The organism is Clavibacter michiganensis (assembly GCF_002151125.1).
Classification (GTDB): Bacteria; Actinomycetota; Actinomycetes; order Actinomycetales; family Microbacteriaceae; genus Clavibacter; species Clavibacter michiganensis_C.
The window spans coordinates 65,086-87,932 of the sequence record NZ_MDJZ01000017.1 but is presented as its reverse complement, the minus strand read 5'-3'; the positions used below and the strand labels follow the sequence as shown (position 1 = coordinate 87,932).

Below are 22,847 nucleotides of genomic sequence, written 5' to 3'. Positions count from 1 at the left end.
CCCGTATGGTGATCCTTTGCGCTCCCACTCCCTTTTGCCTTCATATTGCGGTCGGTCATCGTGTGCGCTCGGGTCCATCCCGAGCCCATCCCGCGAGGTGTGGCGAGCAACTCCATCAGGATCGGCCAGGGTCACGTCCCGGGTCGGTCTCGGCGTATCGACGACATCGGAGCCCGACGGGGCCCACGGAGGTAATTTCCTTGGCTGCTGCGCGCAACGCAACTCCCACTCCCCAGAACGGTCGCGACGCATCGCGGCTCTCGTTCGCGAAGATCACTGACACCCTCACCGTCCCCGACCTCCTCGCCCTGCAGACCGAGAGCTTCGACTGGCTCGTCGGCTCGGACGCATGGAAGAAGCGCGTCGAGGAGGGCACCGCGCAGGGTCGCACCGACCTGGCGCTCAACTCGGGCCTCGAGGAGATCTTCGAGGAGATCTCCCCCATCGAGGACCTGGGCGAGACCATGCAGCTCGGGTTCACGAACCCGTACCTCGAGGAGCAGAAGTACTCCATCGACGAGTGCAAGGAGCGCGGCAAGACCTACTCCGCTCCCCTCTACGTCGAGGCCGAGTTCATGAACCACCTCACGGGTGAGATCAAGACCCAGACGGTCTTCATGGGCGACTTCCCCCTCATGACGGAGAAGGGCACGTTCATCATCAACGGCACCGAGCGTGTCGTCGTGTCCCAGCTCGTCCGCTCGCCCGGCGTGTACTTCGAGCGCCAGCAGGAGAAGACCTCCGACAAGGACATCTACTCCGCCCGCGTCATCCCGTCGCGCGGTGCCTGGCTCGAGTTCGAGATCGACAAGCGCGACCAGGTCGGCGTGCGCATCGACCGCAAGCGCAAGCAGTCGGTCACCGTGTTCCTCAAGGCCCTCGGCCTCACCAGCGAGCAGATCCTCGAGGAGTTCAAGGGCGTCGCGTCCATCGAGCTCACGCTCGAGAAGGACTCCATCCTCACCAAGGAGGAGGCCCTCAAGGACATCTACCGGAAGCTCCGTCCCGGCGAGCAGGTCGCCGCCGAGGCCGCCCGCGCGCTGCTGGACAACTTCTACTTCAACCCGAAGCGCTACGACCTGGCGAAGGTGGGTCGCTACAAGATCAACCGCAAGCTCGGCATCGACAAGCAGCTCACCGACTCGGTGCTCACGGTCGAGGACATCCTCGCGACCATCAAGTACCTCGTCTCGCTGCACGCGAACGAGACCAAGATGGACGGCACGCGCGACGGCAAGCCCGTCGAGCTGCGCCTCGACGTGGACGACATCGACCACTTCGGCAACCGCCGCATCCGCGCGGTCGGCGAGCTCATCCAGAACCAGGTGCGCACCGGCCTGTCCCGCATGGAGCGCGTCGTCCGCGAGCGCATGACCACGCAGGACATCGAGGCCATCACGCCGCAGACCCTGATCAACGTGCGCCCCGTCGTCGCCGCGATCAAGGAGTTCTTCGGCACGAGCCAGCTGTCGCAGTTCATGGACCAGAACAACCCGCTCGCGGGTCTCACCCACAAGCGCCGCCTGTCGGCGCTCGGCCCGGGCGGTCTGTCCCGTGAGCGCGCCGGCGTCGAGGTCCGCGACGTCCACCCGTCGCACTACGGCCGCATGTGCCCCATCGAGACCCCGGAAGGCCCGAACATCGGCCTGATCGGCTCGCTGGCGTCGTTCGCCCGCATCAACTCGTTCGGCTTCATCGAGACCCCGTACCGTCGCGTCGTCGACGGCGTGGTCACGGACACGATCGACTACCTCACGGCCAGCGAGGAGGACGAGTTCCTCGTCGCCCAGGCCAACGCGCCCCTCACGAAGGACTTCCGCTTCGCGGAGGACCGCGTCCTCGTCCGCCCCAAGGGCGGTGAGGTGGAGCTCGTCGCGAAGGAGAACGTCCACTACATGGACGTCTCCCCGCGCCAGATGGTGTCGGTCGCGACCTCGCTCATCCCGTTCCTCGAGCACGACGACGCGAACCGGGCCCTCATGGGCGCGAACATGCAGCGTCAGGCCGTCCCGCTGCTGCGCAGCGAGAGCCCGCTCGTCGGCACCGGCATGGAGGGCTACGCGGCGATCGACGCCGGTGACGTCCTCACCGCCGACGCCTCGGGCGTCGTGCAGGAGGTGTCGGCCGAGGTCGTCACCATCCAGCTCGACGAGGGCGGCACGCAGACCTACTACCTGCGCAAGTTCGACCGCTCCAACCAGGGCACGAGCTACAACCACCGCGTCCTGGTCTCGGCCGGCGAGCGCATCGAGGCCGGCGAGGTCATCGCCGACGGCCCCGCCACGGAGGACGGCGAGCTCGCGCTCGGCAAGAACCTGCTCGTCGCGTTCATGCCGTGGGAGGGCCACAACTTCGAGGACGCGATCATCCTGAGCCAGAACCTGGTCAAGGACGACACCCTCTCCTCCATCCACATCGAGGAGTACGAGGTCGACGCGCGCGACACGAAGCTGGGCAAGGAGGAGATCACCCGCGACCTCCCCAACGTCAGCCCGGAGCTGCTCGCCGACCTCGACGAGCGCGGCATCATCCGCATCGGCGCCGAGGTCCGCCCCGGCGACATCCTCGTGGGCAAGGTCACGCCGAAGGGCGAGACCGAGCTCAGCGCCGAGGAGCGCCTGCTGCGCGCGATCTTCAACGAGAAGAGCCGCGAGGTCCGAGACACGTCCCTGAAGGTGCCCCACGGCGAGCAGGGCACGATCATCGGCGTCAAGGTCTTCGACTCGCAGGACGGCGACGACGAGCTCGGCTCGGGCGTCAACCAGCGCGTCGTGGTGTTCATCGCGCAGAAGCGCAAGATCACCGAGGGCGACAAGCTCGCCGGCCGTCACGGCAACAAGGGCGTCATCTCCAAGATCCTGCCGGTCGAGGACATGCCGTTCCTCGCCGACGGGACCCCGGTCGACGTCATCCTCAACCCGCTCGGCATCCCCGGCCGCATGAACTTCGGCCAGGTCCTGGAGACCCACCTCGGGTGGATCGCCAAGCAGGGCTGGGAGGTCGAGGGCAAGCCGAAGTGGGCCGAGCGCCTGCCGGACCACGCGCGCCAGGCCCCGGCCGGCACGAAGGTCGCCACCCCGGTGTTCGACGGAGCGCTCGAGGAGGAGATCGCCGGCCTGCTCGACTCGACGACGGTCACCCGCGACGGCGACCGCCTCATCGGGTCCAGCGGCAAGACGCGCCTGTTCGACGGCCGCTCCGGCGAGCCGTTCCCCGAGCCCGTCTCGGTCGGCTACATGTACATCCTGAAGCTGCACCACCTGGTGGACGACAAGATCCACGCGCGCTCGACGGGTCCCTACTCGATGATCACGCAGCAGCCCCTGGGCGGTAAGGCCCAGTTCGGCGGCCAGCGGTTCGGCGAGATGGAGGTCTGGGCGCTCGAGGCCTACGGCGCCGCGTACGCGCTGCAGGAGCTCCTCACCATCAAGTCGGACGACATCCTCGGCCGCGTGAAGGTGTACGAGGCCATCGTCAAGGGCGAGAACATCCAGGAACCGGGTATCCCCGAGTCCTTCAAGGTCCTGATCAAGGAGATGCAGTCCCTCTGCCTGAACGTCGAGGTCCTCTCGGCGGACGGCCAGGCGGTCAGCCTGCGCGACACGGATGACGAGGTGTTCCGCGCCGCGGAGGAGCTCGGCATCAACATCTCCACCCGCTTCGAGTCGTCCAGCATCGACGACATCTAAGCCCGCTCAAGACTTTCGACTCGAAGCTTTCCAAGGAGAGAAGGAAAATTGCTCGACGTAACAACTTTCGATGAGCTGCGGATCGGCCTGGCCACGGCCGACGACATCCGCCGCTGGTCGCACGGTGAGGTCAAGAAGCCCGAGACCATCAACTACCGCACGCTGAAGCCCGAGAAGGACGGCCTCTTCGGAGAGCAGATCTTCGGACCCAGCCGCGACTGGGAGTGCTCCTGCGGCAAGTACAAGCGGGTGCGCTTCAAGGGGATCGTCTGCGAGCGCTGCGGCGTCGAGGTCACCAAGTCCGCGGTCCGCCGCGAGCGCATGGGCCACATCGAGCTCGCCGCGCCCGTCACGCACATCTGGTACTTCAAGGGCGTCCCGTCGCGCCTCGGCTACCTGCTCGACATGGCGCCGAAGGACCTCGAGAAGGTCATCTACTTCGCCGCCTACATGGTGATCAGCGTGGACGAGGATGCTCGCCACGAGGACATGCCGGGCCTCGAGAACGAGCTCCGGCTCGAGATCAAGACCCTGCAGGACCAGCGCGACAGCCAGATCGCCGAGCGCCTCGGGCGTCTCGAGACCGACCTGGCCGCGCTGGAGGCCGAGGGCGCCAAGAGCGACCAGAAGCGCCGCGCGAAGGACGGCGCCGAGAAGGAGATGGGTCAGACGCGCAAGGCGTTCGACGAGGACATCTCCCGTCTCGAGCGCGTCTGGGAGGAGTTCCGCAGCCTCAAGGTCGGCGAGCTCAAGCCCGAGGACGCCGTCTTCCACGAGCTGCAGGACCGCTTCGGCATCTACTTCGAGGCCCACATGGGCGCCGAGGCGATCCAGAAGCGCCTGGAGGCCTTCGACCTCGAGGCCGAGGGGGAGCTGCTCCGCGAGCAGATCGCCACCGGCAAGGGCCAGAAGAAGATCCGCGCCATCAAGCGCCTGCGCGTCGTCAGCTCCTTCCTCGCCACCGGCAACTCGCCGGCCGCGATGGTGCTGCAGGTCGTCCCGGTCATCCCGCCGGAGCTGCGCCCGATGGTGCAGCTCGACGGCGGCCGGTTCGCGACCAGCGACCTGAACGACCTGTACCGCCGCGTGATCAACCGCAACAACCGCCTCCGTCGTCTGCTGGATCTCGGCGCCCCCGAGATCATCGTCAACAACGAGAAGCGCATGCTGCAGGAGGCCGTCGACGCGCTGTTCGACAACGGCCGCCGCGGTCGTCCCGTCACGGGCACCGGCAACCGCGCGCTCAAGTCCCTCAGCGACATGCTGAAGGGCAAGCAGGGCCGGTTCCGCCAGAACCTGCTCGGCAAGCGCGTGGACTACTCGGGCCGCTCGGTCATCATCGTCGGACCGCAGCTCAAGCTGCACCAGTGCGGTCTGCCCAAGCAGATGGCGCTCGAGCTGTTCAAGCCGTTTGTCATCAAGCGCCTGATCGACCTGAGCCACGCCCAGAACATCAAGGCCGCCAAGCGCATGGTCGAGCGCAGCCGCGGACAGGTCTGGGACGTGCTCGAGGAGATCATCCGCGAGCGCCCCGTGCTGCTCAACCGCGCGCCCACGCTCCACCGCCTGGGCATCCAGGCGTTCGAGCCCCAGCTCGTGGAGGGCAAGGCCATCCAGCTGCACCCGCTCGTCTGCGCCGCGTTCAACGCGGACTTCGACGGCGACCAGATGGCCGTCCACCTGCCCCTGTCGGTCGAGGCCCAGGCCGAGGCGCGCATCCTGATGCTCGCCTCGAACAACATCCTCAAGCCGTCGGACGGACGCCCGGTCACCCTGCCCACGCAGGACATGATCATCGGCCTGCACCACCTGACCACCCTCAAGGAGGGCGTCGCCGGTGAGGGTCGCGCGTTCAGCTCGGTGGCCGAGGCCATCCTGGCGAAGGACCAGCTCTCGCTGGACCTCAACGCCAAGGTGCGCATCCGCCTGCACGACATCTACTTCGGCGAGGGCGAGGCGCCCGAGGGCGTCGAGCTCGACGAGAAGGGCAAGACGGTCGGTCCCGTGCTGCTCGAGACCACCCTCGGTCGCGCGCTGTTCAACGAGACCCTGCCGGTCGACTACCCCTACATCGAGGCCGTCGCCGACAAGGGCAAGCTCTCCGAGATCGTCAACGACCTCGCCGAGCGGTACCCCAAGGTGGAGGTCGCGGCCGCGCTCGACCGGATCAAGGACGCGGGCTTCTACTGGGCCACGCGCTCCGGCGTCACGGTCGCCCTCTCCGACGTGCTGACCCCGCCCTCCAAGGCGGCCATCCTGTCGGGCTACGAGAAGCAGGCCGCCAAGGTCCAGGGCCAGTTCGAGAAGGGCCTCACGACGAACGCCGAGCGTCGTCAGGAGCTCATCGAGATCTGGAACAAGGCCACCGCCGAGGTCGCGAAGGCGATGGAGGACAACCTCCCCGCCGACAACAACATCAACCGCATGGTGTCCTCCGGGGCACGAGGCAACTGGATGCAGGTCCGCCAGATCGCCGGCATGCGCGGCCTCGTGTCGAACCCGAAGGGCGAGATCATCCCCCGCCCGATCGTCCACTCGTACCGCGAGGGCCTGACGGTGGCGGAGTACTTCATCTCCACCCACGGTGCTCGGAAGGGACTGGCCGACACCGCGCTGCGCACCGCCGACTCCGGGTACCTCACCCGTCGTCTGGTGGACGTGTCGCAGGACGTCATCATCCGCGAGGACGACTGCGGCACCGGTCGCGGTCTCGACCTGCCGATCGCCACGAAGGCCGCTGACGGCTCGTCCGTCCGCGACTCCAACGTGGAGAACTCGGTGTACGCCCGCTCGCTGGCCGCCGACGCGGTCAACGAGGCCGGCGAGGTCGTCGCCCCCGCGGGCAGCGACGTCGGCGACGTCATGATCGACCACCTGATCGCTGCCGGCGTGCACGAGATCAAGGTGCGCTCGGTCCTGACCTGCGAGTCCGCCGTCGGCGTGTGCGCGGCCTGCTACGGCCGCTCGCTCGCCACCGGCAAGCTCGTCGACATCGGCGAGGCCGTCGGCATCATCGCGGCCCAGTCGATCGGCGAGCCCGGCACGCAGCTCACGATGCGCACCTTCCACACCGGTGGTGTGGCATCGGCGGATGACATCACGCAGGGTCTGCCCCGCGTGCAGGAGCTCTTCGAGGCCCGCACCCCCAAGGGTGCGTCGCCCATCGCGGAGGCCGCCGGTCGCATCACGATCGAGGACACGGATCGCAGCCGCAAGGTGATCCTGACCCCGGACAACGGCGACGAGCCGCACATCTACCCGGTGCTCAAGCGCGCGACCCTCCTCGTCGAGGACGGCCAGCACGTCGAGCTCGGGCAGCAGCTGCACGTCGGCGCCATCGACCCGAAGGAGGTCCTCCGGGTCAAGGGCGTGCGCGAGGTGCAGAAGCACCTCGTGGGCGGTGTCCAGGGCGTCTACCGCTCGCAGGGCGTCCCGATCCACGACAAGCACATCGAGGTCATCGTGCGGCAGATGCTGCGCAAGGTCACGGTCGTCGAGCACGGCGACACGGACCTCCTCCCCGGTGAGCTGGTCGACCGGGCCCGCTACAACGAGGTCAACCGCGCCACGCTGACGGAGGGCAAGAAGACCGCCTCCGCCCGCCAGGAGGTCATGGGCATCACCAAGGCCTCGCTCGCGACCGAGTCGTGGCTGTCGGCCGCGTCCTTCCAGGAGACGACCCGCGTGCTCACGCAGGCCGCCATGGAGGGCAAGTCCGACCCGCTGATGGGCCTCAAGGAGAACGTCATCATCGGCAAGCTGATCCCGGCCGGGACGGGGCTCGCGAAGTACCGCGACGTCACCGTCACCGCGACGGAGGAGGCGAAGGCCGAGCGCTATCCGAACCGCATCTTCACGGATGAGTCGGTGTTCAACGAGTCCGACCTGAGCTTCGTCGACTTCGACAGCTTCAGCTCGGACGACTACACGCCCGGCACCTACAACTAGGAACGCCGGCGCGTGAGCGCAAGACGAGAAGGGCCCCGCTCCGGCGGGGCCCTTCCTCGTCCCCGGGGCCTTTCCTCGTCCCCGGGGCCTTTCCTCGTCCCCGGGGCCTTTCCTCGTCCCCGGGCGCCTGCCGCGACCGCGGGGCGGGGCCGGGCGCCGTCGCGGCGATACAGTGGGCGGGACCCGGCGGCGGCCGACCCGGGGATGCGAGGAGGCGTCGTGCGGATGCTGGAGGACGTGGTCCTGGCGTGGCGGGCGCACGCCCTGCGCTACGCGACGGAGACCCCGACGGGGCCGAGCGGCGGATCCGGTTCCTGTCCCGCCTGCGAGGCCTCGCCCTTCTCGGAGCAGGACGCCATCCCCCGGGATGCGCCCCACACGGCGATCCACCCCCTCATCGCCGCGCTCGAGGTCGCGCGCGCCGAGGCGGCGCGCGAGGCCAGGGAGAGCCTGTACCGCGAGACCCGCGGGCCCGTCTACCGCGAGCACCCCTTCGGCATGCCCGCGTTCGTCGACTACGGGGAGCGCGAGGAGGAGGTCCAGCGCGTGATCGACCACGCGATGGCGGGCGAGCTCGCACCGCTCGCGCCGGTCATCCGGCAGGCCCTCGACCGCTTCGTCAACCTGCGCCTCCAGGAGCTGGAGGGCGAGATCGGCCCGGTGCCCGACGGCCGTGACGGCACGGATCCCGAGCCGCTCTTCTAGCCGCCGGGCGGTACGCCCGACGACCGGCGTCCGTCATGCGACGACATGGGAATACCGACACGGCGACGGCGTTGAGACCATGGCGGTCGGCGTACCCGGACGGCTTCCGGGACGAGGCGCCGCAGCACCGCCCACGCATCACCCGCACGAGGCGATCCCGCACCGGGGATCCGCCGTGACCGCAAGGACCCCCATGACGCTCCGCTCCCGCCCCCGTACCTCCCTCGCCCTCACCGGCCTCCTGGCCGCGGCCGCCCTCGGCCTCGCGGGCTGCGCCTCGGGCGACGCGGGCACGGGATCCGCGGACGGCACCTCCGGCACCCCCGCCGCCGCGACGAGCCTCTCCGACGTCCAGGCCAAGGGCGAGCTCGTCATCGGCACCGAGGGCACGTACTCGCCGTTCTCCTTCCACGAGGGATCCGGCTCCGGCGCGCTCACGGGCTACGACGTCGAGGTCGCGACCGCGGTCGCCGAGAAGCTCGGCGTGGAGCCGGTCTTCGAGGAGACCCAGTTCGACGGCATCTTCGCGGGCCTCGAGGCCGGGCGCTGGGACGTCATCGCCAACCAGATCTCCATCACGGACGAGCGCGAGCAGGTCTACGACTTCTCCGAGCCGTACACGGTCTCGCCCGGCGTCATCATCGTGAAGGGCTCCGACTCGGGCATCTCCTCGTTCGCCGACCTCGCCGGCAAGACCACCGCGCAGTCGCTCACGAGCAACTGGAACGAGCTCGCGACCGAGAGCGGCGCCCGGGTCGAGGCCGTCGAGGGCTTCGCCCAGGCCGTCACGCTCCTCCAGCAGGGCCGCGTCGACGCGACGATCAACGACCGCCTCACGCTCCTCGACTACCAGAAGCAGCAGGGCGACTCCGACCTGCAGGTGGCCGCGGAGACCGACGACCCGTCGCTCAGCGCGCTCGTCTTCCGCAAGGGCAGCGACGACCTCGTGGCCGCGGTCGACCAGGCCCTCGCCGACCTCCGCGCCGACGGCACGCTCGCGTCGATCTCCGAGGAGTACTTCGGCGCGGACGTCTCGCAGTAGCCCGCCGCGTACGCTGACGGACGAGGACGAGACGAGGGGATCGCATGTCGAGGGAGTGGGACCTGTTCTGGTCGTCCTTCGGGCCGCTCGCGCTCGAGACGATCCGCGGCACCATCCCGCTCGCCCTCGTCACGTTCGCCCTGGGGCTGGCCATCGCCCTGGGCCTCGCGCTCATGCGCCTCTACGGCAACCGGCTGGTGTCCGGGATCGCGCGCTTCTACATCTCGGTCGTGCGCGGCACCCCGCTCCTGGTGCAGCTGTTCGTGATCTTCTACGGCCTGCCGTCCATCGGCGTCGTGCTGCCGCCGTGGCCGAGCGCGGTCATCGCCCTGTCGGTGAACGTGGGCGGCTACGCGGCGGAGATCATCCGCGCGTCGATCCTCTCGGTGCCGCGCGGGCAGTGGGAGGCGGGCCACACCATCGGCATGTCCCGCGCGCTGACGCTGCGCCGGATCATCGTCCCCCAAGCCGCGCGCGTGTCCGTGCCGCCGCTGTCGAACACGTTCATCAGCCTCGTGAAGGACACGTCCCTCGCCTCGGTGATCCTCGTGACCGAGCTCTTCAAGCAGGCGCAGCTCATCGCGTCGTCGACCTTCGAGTACATGCTCCTGTACCTCGAGGCCGCCCTGATCTACTGGCTCGTCTGCCTCGTGCTCTCCTTCGCGCAGACCCGCCTCGAGAGGAGGCTCGACCGGTATGTCGCCCACTGATCCCGCAGCCCGCGCCCCGCGCGCGACCGGCGAGCCCGTCCTCACCGTCCGCGGCCTCCGCAAGTCGTTCGGCGACAACGAGGTCCTCCGCTCCATCGACCTCGAGGTCCTCCGCGGCGGCGTGACCGCGCTCATCGGCCCGAGCGGATCCGGCAAGACCACCGTCCTCCGCTCCCTCAACGGCCTCGAGGTGCCCGAGCAGGGCGTGGTCGAGGTCGCCGCGGCCGACGCCGACTCCCGCGCCGGCACCACCGGCCCGCTGCGCGTCGACTTCGCCGCGAAGCCGCGCCACCGCGAGCTGCTCGCGCTGCGCGACCGCTCGGCCATGGTCTTCCAGCAGTACAACCTGTTCCCGCACAGGACCGTGCTGGAGAACGTCATCGAGGGACCGGTGCAGGTGCAGCGGCGGCCCGTCGCCGAGGCCACGCGGGAGGCGGAGGAGCTGCTCGCCCGCGTGGGCCTCGCCGACAAGCGCGACCAGCATCCCTTCCAGCTGTCCGGCGGGCAGCAGCAGCGCGTGGGGATCGTGCGCGCGCTGGCGCTCCGGCCGCAGATCCTGCTGTTCGACGAGCCGACCTCGGCGCTCGACCCCGAGCTGGTGGGGGAGGTGCTGAGCGTCATCAAGGAGCTCGCCGACGAGGCCTGGACCATGGTGATCGTCACGCACGAGCTCGCCTTCGCCCGGCAGGTCGCCGACGAGGTCGTCTTCATGGACGGGGGAGTGGTCGTCGAGCGCGGGCACCCGTCGCGGATCCTGCAGCACCCGGCCGAGGAGCGCACGCGCCGGTTCCTCCAGCGGCTCCTCGAGCCCTTCTAGCCGCGCGCGGTCATCTCGGCGCTCCCCGGCACGCCGCCCCGGCCGCGGCGCGACGCCGAGGTAGGTTCGAGCCATGACCGACGACAGGCCCGCCCCGCACCGACAGCCCGACGAGGCCGACCAGCCGCTGGATCCCCGCACCCCGGACGAGCGCGCCGCCGCCGCCTTCGACGACGGCCCCGCCGACCGGAGCCCCGACTCCGCGCGCTCCGACACCTCGACCTTCGACCAGACGGCGTTCGTCGCCCCGGGCGACGAGGACCGCGAGGCGCGCGAGCGCGAGCAGCGCGAGTCCGACGCCCGGGTCGCCGAGGCCCGTGAGCGCGACGACCGCGAGCGCGAGGCCCGTGAGGCCGAGGCCCGCGAGGCGGAGGCCCGCCAGCGCGACGTCGAGGACCGGGAGCGCCGCGAGCGCGAGGCCCGCGAGGCGGACGCCCGCGAGCGGGAGGAGCGCGACCGTCGCGCCCGCGACGACGAGGCCGCGCGCCAGTCGCAGTCGCAGCCCATCTACGTGCAGGCCCCCGTCCCGCCGGAGAAGCGCGGCAACCGCGGCTTCGGCGTGCTCATCGCCGTCGTCGCCGCCATCCTCTTCGCCCTGCTCTACTCGCTCGGCACGGCGCTGCTGGCCTCCGTGCGGAACCCCGACGCGTTCGGCGACGTCTTCGGCCGCTACCTGCTGTCGCCCGTCTTCTACGTCCCGACCATCGCGTTCCTCGTCCTCTTCGTGCTGCTCGCGCTCCTGGTCAACCGCGGCAAGTGGTGGGCGTTCGTCCTCGGCGGCCTGCCCGTCGCGATCCTCGTCTACGCCGCCTACGTCGGCACCCGCCTCCTCCAGGGCGGCGTCATGGACCTGGCCCCCTCCGAGCAGGCGCTCCTGCTGCAGCGCACCGTGACCTTCCCCGACGGGATCCTCGCGGGCTTCCTCGCCCGCGAGCTCGTCACCTGGCTGGGCGCCGGCATCAGCGCCCGCGGCCGCCGGGTCAAGGCGAAGAACGTCGAGGCCCGCGCCGAGTACGACCGGAAGCTCCAGGAGCAGCCGGACCACCGCTGACGCGTGTCAGGCTGGGGGAGTGATCCCCCTCCTGGCCGCCGTCATGCACGTCGCGCTCGTCGTGTGCGTGTTCGGCTTCGTCGCCCTCCTCGGCGGTGACGACGTGATCCCCGAGCGGGACGCGGGCGTGCTCCTCGGGCCGGTCATGGTCGTGAGCGCCACGCTGGTGTTCGCCGGCGGGCTCGTCCGCACCGCGCGCGAGGCCGACCGCGACAGGCGGATCCCCGTCCTGCCCGTGCTCGGCTGGGGCGCGGGCGCGTGGCTCGCCTACGGCGTGGTCGGCGCGGTCGTCTACCTCGTCGGCGGCGCGGACGTGTTCGCCAGCCTGGCCTTCGCCGTGCGCCATCTGGTGGATCCGTTCGGCATCGCCGTGCTCGGGATCTCGGCCCTGCTGGGGCTCGGCGCCGTCGCCCTGGCGGCGCGCGGCCCCTCGTCCACCGTTTGACCGGCGAGTCGCGGAACTGTATCGTTGCGGGGGTGTGCGCTCAGGCGTGCGCTCGTGTCGTGCCGTGAAGTCGGTGCGGGCGGGCCCACCAGGAGCGCACCGCTCAGGGTTCGTCCATTCGGCCGGCCCCCACGGCATACCCGCCGGCGCCTCCCACTCCCGTGGTCGGCGGACGCGCGGGTCCAGTTGAACTCGATCCCGCTCTCAGGGCTCGAATGCTGACCATCAACCCGCTGTCACCGTGCAGCATCGAGGAGTCCCGTAGTGCCCACCATCCAGCAGCTGGTCCGCAAGGGCCGCACGCCCAAGGTCGTCAAGACCAAGGCGCCCGCCCTGAAGGCGAACCCCCAGCAGCGCGGCGTCTGCACCCGCGTCTACACGACCACGCCCAAGAAGCCGAACTCGGCCCTGCGCAAGGTCGCCCGCGTCAAGCTCAGCAACGGCCAGGAGGTCACGGCCTACATCCCCGGTGAGGGCCACAACCTCCAGGAGCACTCCATGGTGCTCGTCCGCGGCGGTCGCGTGAAGGACCTGCCCGGCGTCCGCTACAAGATCGTCCGCGGCGCGCTCGACACGCAGGCCGTGAAGAACCGCAAGCAGGCTCGCAGCCGGTACGGCGCGAAGATGGAGAAGAAGTAATGCCTCGCAAGGGTCCCGCCCCCAAGCGCCCCGTCGTCGCAGATCCCGTCTACGGTGCGCCGATCGTCAGCCAGCTCGTCAACAAGATCCTGCTCGACGGCAAGAAGGGCCTCGCCGAGAAGATCGTGTACGACGCCCTCGCCGGCGTCGCCGCGAAGAACGGCCAGGACGCCGTCGTCACGCTGAAGAAGGCGCTCGACAACGTCCGACCGGCCCTCGAGGTCCGCTCGCGCCGCGTGGGTGGCTCCACCTACCAGGTGCCGATCGAGGTCAAGCCGCACCGCGCGAACACCCTCGCGCTCCGCTGGCTCACGACGTACGCCAAGTCGCGTCGCGAGAAGACCATGACCGAGCGTCTCACCAACGAGATCCTCGACGCATCCAACGGCCTCGGTGCCGCGGTCAAGCGCCGCGAGGACACCCACAAGATGGCCGAGTCGAACAAGGCCTTCGCGCACTACCGCTGGTAGTCGACCACCTCGTTCGACAGCACCACCAACCCCTTTCGGAGGAACCTGTGGCACAGGACGTGCTCACCGACCTGAACAAGGTCCGCAACATCGGCATCATGGCTCACATCGATGCCGGCAAGACCACCACCACCGAGCGCATCCTGTACTACACGGGCATCACTCACAAGATCGGCGAGGTCCACGACGGCGCCGCCACGATGGACTGGATGGCCCAGGAGCAGGAGCGCGGCATCACCATCACGTCCGCCGCGACGACGTGCTTCTGGAACAAGAACCAGATCAACATCATCGACACCCCCGGGCACGTCGACTTCACCGTCGAGGTGGAGCGTTCGCTCCGCGTCCTCGACGGCGCGGTCGCCGTGTTCGACGGCAAGGAGGGCGTCGAGCCCCAGTCCGAGACGGTGTGGCGCCAGGCCGACAAGTACGACGTGCCGCGCATCTGCTTCGTCAACAAGATGGACAAGCTCGGCGCCGACTTCTACTTCACGGTCGACACGATCATCAACCGCCTCGGCGCCAAGCCGCTGGTCATCCAGCTGCCCATCGGCGCGGAGGGCGGCTTCGAGGGCGTCGTCGACCTCGTCGAGATGCGCGCGCTGACCTGGCGGGGCGACTCCAAGGGAGACGTCGCGCTCGGTGCGAAGTACGACATCGAGGAGATCCCCGCGGACCTCAAGGACAAGGCGGACGAGTACCGGGCCAAGCTGCTCGAGACCGTCGCCGAGACCGACGACGTGCTGCTCGAGAAGTACTTCGGCGGCGAGGAGCTGACGGTGGCGGAGATCAAGGCCGCCATCCGCAAGCTCACCGTCAACAGCGAGATCTACCCCGTGCTCTGCGGCTCCGCGTTCAAGAACCGCGGCGTCCAGCCGATGCTCGACGCGGTCATCGACTACCTCCCCAGCCCGCTCGACGTGCCCCCCATGGAGGGCCACGACGTGCGCGACGAGGAGAAGGTCATCATCCGCAAGCCGGACTCGACCGAGCCCTTCTCGGCGCTCGCGTTCAAGGTCGCGGTGCACCCGTTCTTCGGTCGCCTCACCTACGTGCGCGTCTACTCGGGTCACATCGCGAGCGGCTCGCAGGTCATCAACTCGACCAAGGGCAAGAAGGAGCGCATCGGGAAGATCTTCCAGATGCACTCCAACAAGGAGAACCCGGTCGACTCGGTCACCGCCGGTCACATCTACGCGGTCATCGGCCTCAAGGACACGACCACGGGCGACACGCTCTGCGACCCGACGGACCAGATCGTCCTCGAGTCGATGACGTTCCCCGAGCCCGTCATCGAGGTCGCCATCGAGCCGAAGACGAAGGCCGACCAGGAGAAGCTGGGTGTCGCCATCCAGAAGCTCGCCGAGGAGGACCCGACCTTCCGCACCGAGCAGAACCAGGAGACCGGTCAGACGGTCATCAAGGGCATGGGCGAGCTCCACCTCGACATCCTGGTGGACCGCATGAAGCGCGAGTTCAACGTCGAGGCGAACGTCGGCAAGCCGCAGGTCGCGTACCGCGAGACCATCCGCGGCACCGTCGACAAGCACGACTTCACCCACAAGAAGCAGACGGGTGGATCGGGCCAGTTCGCCAAGATCCAGATCAAGATCGAGCCCATGGAGGTGACCGCGGAGAAGACCTACGAGTTCGACAACAAGGTCACCGGCGGTCGCGTCCCCCGGGAGTACATCCCCTCGGTGGACGCGGGCATCCAGGACGCCCTCCAGGTCGGCATCCTCGCCGGCTACCCGATGGTCGGCGTGAAGGCGACGCTGCTCGACGGCGCCGCGCACGACGTCGACTCCTCGGAGATGGCGTTCAAGATCGCCGGCTCGATGGCCTTCAAGGAGGCCGCGCGCAAGGCGAAGCCCGTGCTGCTCGAGCCGCTCATGGCCGTCGAGGTCCGCACGCCCGAGGAGTACATGGGCGACGTCATCGGCGACCTGAACTCCCGTCGTGGGCAGATCCAGGCGATGGAGGACGCGAGCGGCGTGAAGGTCATCACCGCGAACGTCCCCCTGTCGGAGATGTTCGGCTACGTCGGCGACCTGAGGAGCAAGACCTCCGGCCGCGCGGTGTACTCGATGAGCTTCGGCAGCTACGCCGAGGTCCCGAAGGCTGTCGCCGACGAGATCGTCCAGAAGAACAAGGGCGAGTAGCCCTCCAGTTCGAGCGGCATCCGCCGTTTCAGTACCATAAGCAAGATCTCCAACACGCAGGGCGTCCGGGAACGACCGGACGCCCCGCAACCGAGTCCTGAGGAGGACCCACAGTGGGTAAGGCCAAGTTCGAGCGGACCAAGCCGCACGTCAACATCGGAACGATCGGTCACGTCGACCACGGCAAGACGACGCTGACGGCAGCGATCTCCAAGGTCCTGGCGGACAAGTTCCCGTCCGCGACCAACGTGCAGCGCGACTTCGCGTCCATCGACTCCGCTCCCGAGGAGCGCCAGCGCGGCATCACGATCAACATCTCGCACGTCGAGTACGAGACGCCCAAGCGTCACTACGCTCACGTCGACGCCCCGGGTCACGCTGACTACATCAAGAACATGATCACGGGCGCCGCCCAGATGGACGGCGCGATCCTCGTGGTCGCCGCCACCGACGGCCCCATGGCGCAGACGCGTGAGCACGTGCTGCTCGCGAAGCAGGTCGGCGTGCCGTACCTGCTCGTCGCGCTCAACAAGTCCGACATGGTCGACGACGAGGAGATCCTCGAGCTCGTCGAGCTCGAGGTCCGCGAGCTGCTCTCCAGCCAGGACTTCGACGGCGACAACGCCCCCGTCGTCCAGGTCTCCGGCCTCAAGGCGCTCGAGGGCGACGAGAAGTGGGTCGAGCAGATCGTCAAGCTCATGGACGCGGTCGACGAGTCCATCCCGGAGCCCGTCCGCGACAAGGACAAGCCGTTCCTCATGCCCGTCGAGGACGTCTTCACGATCACCGGTCGTGGAACCGTCGTCACGGGTCGCGCCGAGCGCGGCACCCTCGCCATCAACTCGGACGTCGAGATCGTGGGCATCCGTCCCACCGTCAAGACCACCGTCACGGGCATCGAGATGTTCCACAAGCAGCTCGACGAGGCCTGGGCCGGCGAGAACTGCGGGCTCCTGCTCCGCGGCACCAAGCGCGAGGACGTCGAGCGCGGCCAGGTCATCGTCAAGCCGGGTTCGGTCACGCCGCACACGGACTTCGAGGGCACCGCGTACATCCTCTCCAAGGAGGAGGGCGGGCGTCACAACCCGTTCTACGCGAACTACCGTCCGCAGTTCTACTTCCGCACCACCGACGTCACCGGCGTCATCACGCTGCCCGAGGGCACCGAGATGGTCATGCCCGGCGACACCACCGACATGAACGTCGCGCTGATCCAGCCGATCGCCATGGAGGAGGGCCTCGGCTTCGCCATCCGCGAAGGTGGCCGAACCGTCGGCGCCGGCACGGTCACGAAGATCGTCAAGTAGCACAGCTCCACCAGCACGACCAGCACCACCTCCGACAGGGTCGGGCCGTCATGGCCCGGCCCTGTCGGCCGTTAAGGGGGCTCGATGTGTCACGGCTGGCCGGGAGCCCTCGCATCGTGCACTAACCGACGGCGGCGGGACGCGTAGGTTCGATCAATGGTCAGACTCCGGCGCAGCGACGCCACCGGCAAGGGCTACACCCGCAAGAGGGCCGGCAAGGGCTGGACGTACCTCGACGCCGACGGGAACCGCGTCACCGACAAGGCGCTCCGCGCGCGCATGGAGCACCTCGGCATCCCGCCGGCGTGGACCGACGTCTGGATCGCGCCGTACGAGAACGGCCACGTGCAGGCCACGGGCATGGACAGCGCCGGCCGCCGGCAGTACATCTACCACCCGACCTGGCGCGAGCAGAAGGACCGGATCAAGTTCGACCGCGCGCTGCAGCTCGCCGAGTCGCTGCCGGCCGCCCGTCGCCAGGTCACCATCCACCTCCGCCAGGACGGGTACACGCGGGAGCGGGCGCTGGCCGCCGGCTTCCGGATGCTCGACACGGGCAGCCTCCGGGTCGGCAGCGAGCGGTACACGGAGTCGAACGGCAGCCACGGGCTGTCGACGCTGCTCTGCTCCCACGTGACGGTCCACGAGGACACCGTCCACCTCGAGTTCCCCGCGAAGAGCGGCCAGGAGTGGTCGAGCGACATCCGCGACCGCGATCTCGTCCAGGTCGTGCGGGGGCTGCAGGACCGGGGTCCGAACGCGCGGCTGCTGGCGTACGAGGACGGCGACGCGTGGCATCCGCTCGGCGCGGCCGACATCAACGAGTACGTACGCGAGCGCACCGGCGGCGAGTTCACCGCGAAGGACTTCCGCACGCTGCACGGCACCGTCGCCGCCGCGATCAGCCTCGCGAAGCACGGACCGGAGGAGACGAAGGCCAAGCGGCAGCGCGCGCTGGCGCAGGCCTACCGGGACGCCGCGGAGGTCCTGAGCAACACCCCGACCATCGCGAAGAACAGCTACGTGGATCCGCGCCTCGTCGACGAGTACGCGCACGGCCGGACCATCGACCCGCACCGCCTCGCCTCGGGGGAGACGGAGCTCCGGAACCTGCTGTTCCGGTGAGCGGGACGGGGTTCCACGCGCCTCCCCTCGGGGCGCCGCCAGCCCCGGAAACACGGGGGTGCGAGCGCGACACGCCCGGGTTGCACGCATGGCCGGACTATGACAAACTCTTCTAGTTCAACATTCCGACGCACGCCGCCCTGCGCGCGAGACGTCGGATCACTGCCAGGCAGTGCATAGCCGCCCGGAGCGCACGTCGCTCCCGGAGCAGGTTAGGCCGCGGGCAGCAGAGCAGAGGCACACGACACCCACCGGATGAGCACCGCTCGTCCGCGCCCGCATGCGGGCGGGTGCACGAGCTGCCCGAGGCCGCGTCCCACGATGCGCGCCCGGGTGCACGACGGAGGCGACGCGCCATCAGGCGCAGCGCACCGAGCGAGGGACACACGCGTCCAATACGGTCCGAGGCCGCATGACGCACGAAAGAGAGAGAGTCACACATGGCGGGACAGAAGATCCGCATCCGACTTAAGTCGTACGACCACTCGGTCATCGACTCCTCGGCCCGGAAGATCGTCGACACGGTGACCCGCGCGGGCGCCACGGTCGTCGGCCCGGTGCCGCTGCCCACGGAGAAGAACGTGATCTGCGTGATCCGTTCCCCCCACAAGTACAAGGACAGCCGCGAGCACTTCGAGATGCGCACGCACAAGCGTCTGATCGACATCGTCGACCCGACGCCGAAGGCGGTCGACTCGCTCATGCGACTCGACCTCCCGGCCGACGTCAACATCGAGATCAAGCTCTAAGGGAACCCATGTCTACCGCTAACAGGACTTTCACCGGTCTGCTCGGCACGAAGCTGGGCATGACGCAGGTGTGGGACGAGAACAACAAGCTCATCCCCGTGACCGTCGTGCAGATCACCCCGAACGTCGTCACCCAGGTGCGCACGCCCGAGGTCGACGGCTACGGCGCCATCCAGATCGCCTACGGCCAGATCGACCCGCGCAAGGCCGACAAGCCGAGCACCGGTCACTTCGACAAGGCCGGCGTGACGCCGCGCCGCCACCTCACCGAGGTCCGCACGGCCGACTTCGCCGAGTACACGCTCGGCCAGGAGATCACCGTCGGCGCCTTCGAGCCCGGCACCAAGGTCGACGTCGTCGGCACCAGCAAGGGCAAGGGCTTCGCCGGCGTCATGAAGCGCCACAACTTCAAGGGCGTCTCCGCCTCGCACGGTTCGCACCGCAACCACCGCAAGCCCGGCTCCATCGGCGCCTCCTCGACCCCCAGCCGTGTCTTCAAGGGCATGCGCATGGCCGGTCGCATGGGCGGCGAGCGCGTCACCGTGCTGAACCTCGTCGTCCACAGCGTGGACGCCGAGAAGGGCCTCCTGCTCGTCAAGGGCGCAGTGCCCGGCGCGCGTGGCCGCATCGTCTTCGTCCGCAACGCAGTGAAGGGGAAGTAGTCATGGCTACCGACACCCAGCTCGACGTCCTCGACGCGACCGGTGCAGTCACCGGCTCCGTCGACCTGCCCGCGTCGATCTTCGACGTGCAGACCAACGTCCCGCTCATCCACCAGGTCGTCGTCGCCCAGCTCGCCGCGGCGCGCCAGGGAACGCACAAGACCAAGGGCCGCGGCGAGGTCTCCGGCGCCGGCCGCAAGCCGTTCAAGCAGAAGGGAACCGGTCGCGCTCGTCAGGGCTCGATCCGCGCCCCCCAGATGACCGGCGGTGGCATCGTCCACGGACCCACGCCCCGCAACTACTCGCAGCGCACCCCCAAGAAGATGATCGCCGCGGCTCTGCTCGGCGCGCTCTCCGACCGCGCGCGCGGCGCCCGCCTCCACGTCATCGAGAGCCTCTCCGCCGGAGACGTCCCCTCGACGAAGACCGTGGTCGCGCTGCTCGACGGCATCGCCACGAGCAAGCACGTCCTCATCGTCCTGGAGCGCACCGACGAGGTCAGCCTCCGCAGCGTGCGCAACATCCCGACGGTCCACGTGCTGTCCTACGACCAGCTCAACGCGTACGACGTGCTCGTGAGCGACGACATCGTCTTCACGAAGGGCGCGTTCGACGCGTTCGTCGAGTCGAAGACGGCCAAGGAAGAGGTTGCCGCATGAGCGCCACCCAGAAGGACCCCCGCGACATCATCATCGCGCCGGTCGTCTCCGAGAAGAGCTACGGCCTGATCGACCAGGGCAAGTACACGTTCATCGTGGACCCCCGCTCGAACAAGACCGAGATCAAGCTCGCGATCGAGAAGATCTTCGGCGTGCAGGTCGCGTCGGTCAACACGCTCAACAAGCAGGGCAAGACCCGCCGGACCAAGTTCGGGATGGGCAAGCGCAAGGACACCAAGCGCGCCATCGTCTCCCTCAAGTCGGGCTCCATCGACATCTTCACGACTGTCGGCTGAGACCGGGACTAGGAAAACACCAATGGCTATTCGCAAGTACAAGCCCACGACCCCGGGTCGTCGCGGTTCGTCCGTCGCCGACTTCGTGGAGATCACGCGCTCGACGCCCGAGAAGTCGCTGCTCCGCCCGCTCTCCAAGACCGGTGGCCGCAACAACCAGGGTCGGATCACGACCCGTCACATCGGTGGTGGCCACAAGCGCCAGTACCGCGTGATCGACTTCAAGCGCAACGACAAGGACGGCGTCATCGCGACCGTCGCCCACATCGAGTACGACCCCAACCGCACGGCGCGCATCGCGCTCCTGCACTTCATCGACGGCACGAAGCGCTACATCCTCGCGCCGAACAAGCTGAAGCAGGGCGACAAGATCGAGTCGGGCGCCCAGGCCGACATCAAGCCCGGCAACAACCTGCCGCTGCGCAACATCCCGACGGGTACCGTCATCCACGCCATCGAGCTCCGCCCCGGCGGCGGCGCGAAGATGGCCCGCTCCGCCGGCGCCTCCGTGCGCCTCGTGGCGAAGGACGGCCCCTACGCCCAGCTGCGCCTGCCCTCCGGCGAGATCCGGAACGTCGATGCGCGCTGCCGCGCGACCATCGGCGAGGTCGGCAACGCCGAGCAGTCGAACATCAACTGGGGCAAGGCCGGCCGCATGCGCTGGAAGGGCGTCCGCCCGACCGTCCGCGGTGTCGCGATGAACCCCGTCGACCACCCGCACGGTGGTGGTGAGGGCAAGACCTCCGGTGGACGCCACCCGGTCAGCCCGTGGGGCCAGAAGGAAGGCCGCACGCGCCACATCAACAAGCCCAGCGACAAGCTCATCGTTCGCCGCCGCAACGCCGGCAAGAAGCGCAAGTAGGAGTTGTAGAAGATGCCACGCAGTCTGAAGAAGGGCCCCTTCGTCGACGACCACCTGCTCCGCAAGGTGATCTCGGCGAACGAGGCCAGCAGCAAGAACGTGATCAAGACCTGGTCGCGCCGCTCGATGATCATCCCGGCGATGCTGGGTCACACCATCGCGGTGCACGACGGTCGCAAGCACGTCCCCGTGTTCGTCACGGAGTCCATGGTCGGACACAAGCTCGGCGAGTTCGCGCTCACGCGCACCTTCCGCGGCCACGTGAAGGACGACAAGAAGGGTCGTCGCCGCTAGCGCGGCGACGAGAAGGAGGAGAGAAATGGTGGAGTCGATCGCACGCGTGCGTCACATCCGCGTCACCCCCCAGAAGGCCCGTCGTGTCGTGGACCTGATCCGTGGCAAGCAGGCCGAGGAGGCCCTGGCCATCCTGAAGTTCGCGCCGCAGGGCGCGAGCGAGCCGATCTACAAGCTGGTGGCCTCGGCCATGGCGAACGCGCGGGTCAAGGCCGACGCGTCCAACAGCTTCCTCGCGGAGCAGGACCTCTACATCGCCAAGGCGTTCGTGGACGAGGGCACCACCCTCAAGCGGTTCCAGCCGCGCGCACAGGGTCGCGCATTCCGTATCAACAAGCGCACCAGCCACATCACGGTCGTCCTCGCGACGCCGGATGAGGCGGACGTGGCGACGACCACGAAGAAGGCGAGCAAGTAATGGGACAGAAGGTCAACCCGTACGGGTTCCGTCTCGGGATCACGACCGACCACGTGTCGCGTTGGTTCTCGGACAGCACGAAGAAGGGGCAGCGTTACAGCGACTACGTCGCCGAGGACGTGCGCATCCGCACCATGCTGAAGACGAGCCTCGACCGCGCCGGAGTGGCGCGCATCGAGATCGAGCGCACCCGTGACCGTGTCCGCGTGGACATCTACACGGCCCGCCCGGGCATCGTCATCGGCCGCCGCGGCGTCGAGGCCGAGCGCATCCGCGCCGACCTCGAGAAGCTCACGGGCAAGCAGATCCAGCTGAACATCCTCGAGGTGAAGAACCCCGAGGCCGAGGCGCAGCTGGTCGCCCAGGGCATCGCCGAGCAGCTCGCGGGTCGTGTGGCGTTCCGCCGCGCGATGCGCAAGGGCCTGCAGGGCGCGCAGCGCGCCGGCGCCAAGGGCGTCCGCATCCAGGTGTCCGGCCGCCTCGGCGGCGCCGAGATGAGCCGTTCGGAGTTCTACCGCGAGGGCCGCGTGCCGCTGCACACCCTCCGCGCGAACATCGACTACGGCTTCTACGAGGCCCGCACGTCCTTCGGCCGCATCGGCGTGAAGGTCTGGGTCTACAAGGGCGACATCACCAACAAGGATCTCGCTCGCGAGCAGGCGAACCAGAAGTCGTCGCGCCCCGAGCGTCGTAACGACCGTTCCGACGGTCGAACCGGAGATCGCCGCACCAACGCGCCGCGCACCGCGCCGGCCGCCGAGGCAGCGCCGGTCGCCGCAGCAGGAGTTGAGGCGTAA

At 68.8% G+C, this 22,847-nt stretch carries 21 protein-coding genes; all 21 read left to right on the top strand.

What is annotated here, in order from left to right; genetic code table 11:
• Positions 1-200 precede the first annotated feature (200 nt).
• The 21 genes from rpoB to rpsC all read left to right on the top strand — a co-directional run bounded on the left by rpoB (position 201) and on the right by rpsC (position 22,847).
• Positions 201-3,689 (top strand): DNA-directed RNA polymerase subunit beta, encoded by a 3,489-nt coding sequence (gene rpoB / locus BFL37_RS12260; protein WP_086515403.1) that lies wholly within the window; start codon positions 201-203, stop codon positions 3,687-3,689.
• Positions 3,690-3,737: 48 nt separating this feature from the next.
• Positions 3,738-7,637 (top strand): DNA-directed RNA polymerase subunit beta', encoded by a 3,900-nt coding sequence (locus BFL37_RS12255; protein ID WP_086515402.1) that lies wholly within the window; start codon positions 3,738-3,740, stop codon positions 7,635-7,637.
• 225 nt (positions 7,638-7,862) lie between these two features.
• Positions 7,863-8,342, top strand: a complete 480-nt coding sequence (locus tag BFL37_RS12250) for a hypothetical protein (protein WP_241534095.1) — start codon at positions 7,863-7,865, stop codon at positions 8,340-8,342.
• Positions 8,343-8,535: 193 nt separating this feature from the next.
• Complete coding sequence (locus BFL37_RS12245; protein WP_086515400.1) at positions 8,536-9,384, top strand: amino acid ABC transporter substrate-binding protein; 849 nt, start codon at positions 8,536-8,538, stop codon at positions 9,382-9,384.
• Between the two features lie 44 nt (positions 9,385-9,428).
• Positions 9,429-10,094: an amino acid ABC transporter permease gene (locus tag BFL37_RS12240; RefSeq protein ID WP_012039316.1), complete on the top strand. Its 666-nt coding sequence runs from the start codon at positions 9,429-9,431 to the stop codon at positions 10,092-10,094.
• On the top strand, positions 10,081-10,911 hold the full coding sequence (locus BFL37_RS12235; protein WP_086515399.1) for an amino acid ABC transporter ATP-binding protein: 831 nt from the start codon (positions 10,081-10,083) through the stop codon (positions 10,909-10,911). Before BFL37_RS12240 ends, BFL37_RS12235 begins: the two co-directional genes overlap by 14 nt.
• A gap of 73 nt (positions 10,912-10,984) precedes the next feature.
• Positions 10,985-11,962: a hypothetical protein gene (locus BFL37_RS12230; RefSeq protein ID WP_086515398.1), complete on the top strand. Its 978-nt coding sequence runs from the start codon at positions 10,985-10,987 to the stop codon at positions 11,960-11,962.
• A 19-nt stretch (positions 11,963-11,981) separates the two neighbouring features.
• The gene (locus BFL37_RS12225) at positions 11,982-12,407 is read left to right on the top strand and encodes a DUF6121 family protein (protein ID WP_241534067.1); all 426 of its coding nucleotides are present in this window, start codon (positions 11,982-11,984) and stop codon (positions 12,405-12,407) included.
• Positions 12,408-12,671: 264 nt separating this feature from the next.
• A complete protein-coding gene (gene rpsL, locus BFL37_RS12220; protein WP_012039312.1) occupies positions 12,672-13,046 on the top strand; it encodes a 30S ribosomal protein S12 in 375 nt (124 codons plus the stop codon).
• On the top strand, positions 13,046-13,516 hold the full coding sequence (gene rpsG / locus BFL37_RS12215) for a 30S ribosomal protein S7 (protein WP_012039311.1): 471 nt from the start codon (positions 13,046-13,048) through the stop codon (positions 13,514-13,516). The genes rpsL and rpsG overlap by 1 nt, the downstream gene beginning before the upstream one ends.
• Before the next feature lie 47 nt (positions 13,517-13,563).
• Complete coding sequence (gene fusA / locus BFL37_RS12210) at positions 13,564-15,678, top strand: elongation factor G (protein ID WP_086515397.1); 2,115 nt, start codon at positions 13,564-13,566, stop codon at positions 15,676-15,678.
• 113 nt (positions 15,679-15,791) lie between these two features.
• Positions 15,792-16,985: an elongation factor Tu gene (gene tuf / locus BFL37_RS12205; protein ID WP_086515396.1), complete on the top strand. Its 1,194-nt coding sequence runs from the start codon at positions 15,792-15,794 to the stop codon at positions 16,983-16,985.
• Positions 16,986-17,141: 156 nt separating this feature from the next.
• On the top strand, positions 17,142-18,110 hold the full coding sequence (locus BFL37_RS12200) for a DNA topoisomerase IB (RefSeq protein WP_086515395.1): 969 nt from the start codon (positions 17,142-17,144) through the stop codon (positions 18,108-18,110).
• 440 nt (positions 18,111-18,550) lie between these two features.
• The gene (rpsJ, locus tag BFL37_RS12195; protein ID WP_012039307.1) at positions 18,551-18,859 is read left to right on the top strand and encodes a 30S ribosomal protein S10; all 309 of its coding nucleotides are present in this window, start codon (positions 18,551-18,553) and stop codon (positions 18,857-18,859) included.
• A gap of 8 nt (positions 18,860-18,867) precedes the next feature.
• The gene (rplC, locus tag BFL37_RS12190) at positions 18,868-19,521 is read left to right on the top strand and encodes a 50S ribosomal protein L3 (protein ID WP_012297754.1); all 654 of its coding nucleotides are present in this window, start codon (positions 18,868-18,870) and stop codon (positions 19,519-19,521) included.
• A 2-nt stretch (positions 19,522-19,523) separates the two neighbouring features.
• Positions 19,524-20,180 (top strand): 50S ribosomal protein L4, encoded by a 657-nt coding sequence (gene rplD / locus BFL37_RS12185; protein WP_086515394.1) that lies wholly within the window; start codon positions 19,524-19,526, stop codon positions 20,178-20,180.
• Complete coding sequence (gene rplW / locus BFL37_RS12180; protein ID WP_012039304.1) at positions 20,177-20,476, top strand: 50S ribosomal protein L23; 300 nt, start codon at positions 20,177-20,179, stop codon at positions 20,474-20,476. Before rplD ends, rplW begins: the two co-directional genes overlap by 4 nt.
• Positions 20,477-20,498: 22 nt before the next feature.
• Positions 20,499-21,338 carry a 50S ribosomal protein L2 gene (gene rplB, locus BFL37_RS12175; RefSeq protein WP_053775257.1) on the top strand — a complete coding sequence of 280 codons (840 nt, stop codon included), beginning with the start codon at positions 20,499-20,501 and terminating at the stop codon, positions 21,336-21,338.
• 12 nt (positions 21,339-21,350) lie between these two features.
• Positions 21,351-21,632 carry a 30S ribosomal protein S19 gene (rpsS, locus tag BFL37_RS12170; RefSeq protein ID WP_012039302.1) on the top strand — a complete coding sequence of 94 codons (282 nt, stop codon included), beginning with the start codon at positions 21,351-21,353 and terminating at the stop codon, positions 21,630-21,632.
• 25 nt (positions 21,633-21,657) lie between these two features.
• Positions 21,658-22,050 carry a 50S ribosomal protein L22 gene (gene rplV / locus BFL37_RS12165; RefSeq protein WP_086515393.1) on the top strand — a complete coding sequence of 131 codons (393 nt, stop codon included), beginning with the start codon at positions 21,658-21,660 and terminating at the stop codon, positions 22,048-22,050.
• Positions 22,050-22,847: a 30S ribosomal protein S3 gene (gene rpsC, locus BFL37_RS12160; protein ID WP_012039300.1), complete on the top strand. Its 798-nt coding sequence runs from the start codon at positions 22,050-22,052 to the stop codon at positions 22,845-22,847. The genes rplV and rpsC overlap by 1 nt, the downstream gene beginning before the upstream one ends.

Coding starts and splice junctions, on each gene's coding strand:
- rplV (WP_086515393.1), top strand. CDS start 21,658: ATGGTGGAGTCGATCGCACGCGTGCGTCACATCCGCGTCACCCCCCAG.
- rplD (WP_086515394.1), top strand. CDS start 19,524: ATGGCTACCGACACCCAGCTCGACGTCCTCGACGCGACCGGTGCAGTC.
- rpsS (WP_012039302.1), top strand. CDS start 21,351: ATGCCACGCAGTCTGAAGAAGGGCCCCTTCGTCGACGACCACCTGCTC.
- BFL37_RS12235 (WP_086515399.1), top strand. CDS start 10,081: ATGTCGCCCACTGATCCCGCAGCCCGCGCCCCGCGCGCGACCGGCGAG.
- BFL37_RS12245 (WP_086515400.1), top strand. CDS start 8,536: ATGACGCTCCGCTCCCGCCCCCGTACCTCCCTCGCCCTCACCGGCCTC.
- rpsC (WP_012039300.1), top strand. CDS start 22,050: ATGGGACAGAAGGTCAACCCGTACGGGTTCCGTCTCGGGATCACGACC.
- BFL37_RS12240 (WP_012039316.1), top strand. CDS start 9,429: ATGTCGAGGGAGTGGGACCTGTTCTGGTCGTCCTTCGGGCCGCTCGCG.
- BFL37_RS12230 (WP_086515398.1), top strand. CDS start 10,985: ATGACCGACGACAGGCCCGCCCCGCACCGACAGCCCGACGAGGCCGAC.
- rpsJ (WP_012039307.1), top strand. CDS start 18,551: ATGGCGGGACAGAAGATCCGCATCCGACTTAAGTCGTACGACCACTCG.
- rpsG (WP_012039311.1), top strand. CDS start 13,046: ATGCCTCGCAAGGGTCCCGCCCCCAAGCGCCCCGTCGTCGCAGATCCC.
- rplW (WP_012039304.1), top strand. CDS start 20,177: ATGAGCGCCACCCAGAAGGACCCCCGCGACATCATCATCGCGCCGGTC.
- rplC (WP_012297754.1), top strand. CDS start 18,868: ATGTCTACCGCTAACAGGACTTTCACCGGTCTGCTCGGCACGAAGCTG.
- BFL37_RS12250 (WP_241534095.1), top strand. CDS start 7,863: ATGCTGGAGGACGTGGTCCTGGCGTGGCGGGCGCACGCCCTGCGCTAC.
- rplB (WP_053775257.1), top strand. CDS start 20,499: ATGGCTATTCGCAAGTACAAGCCCACGACCCCGGGTCGTCGCGGTTCG.
- BFL37_RS12200 (WP_086515395.1), top strand. CDS start 17,142: ATGGTCAGACTCCGGCGCAGCGACGCCACCGGCAAGGGCTACACCCGC.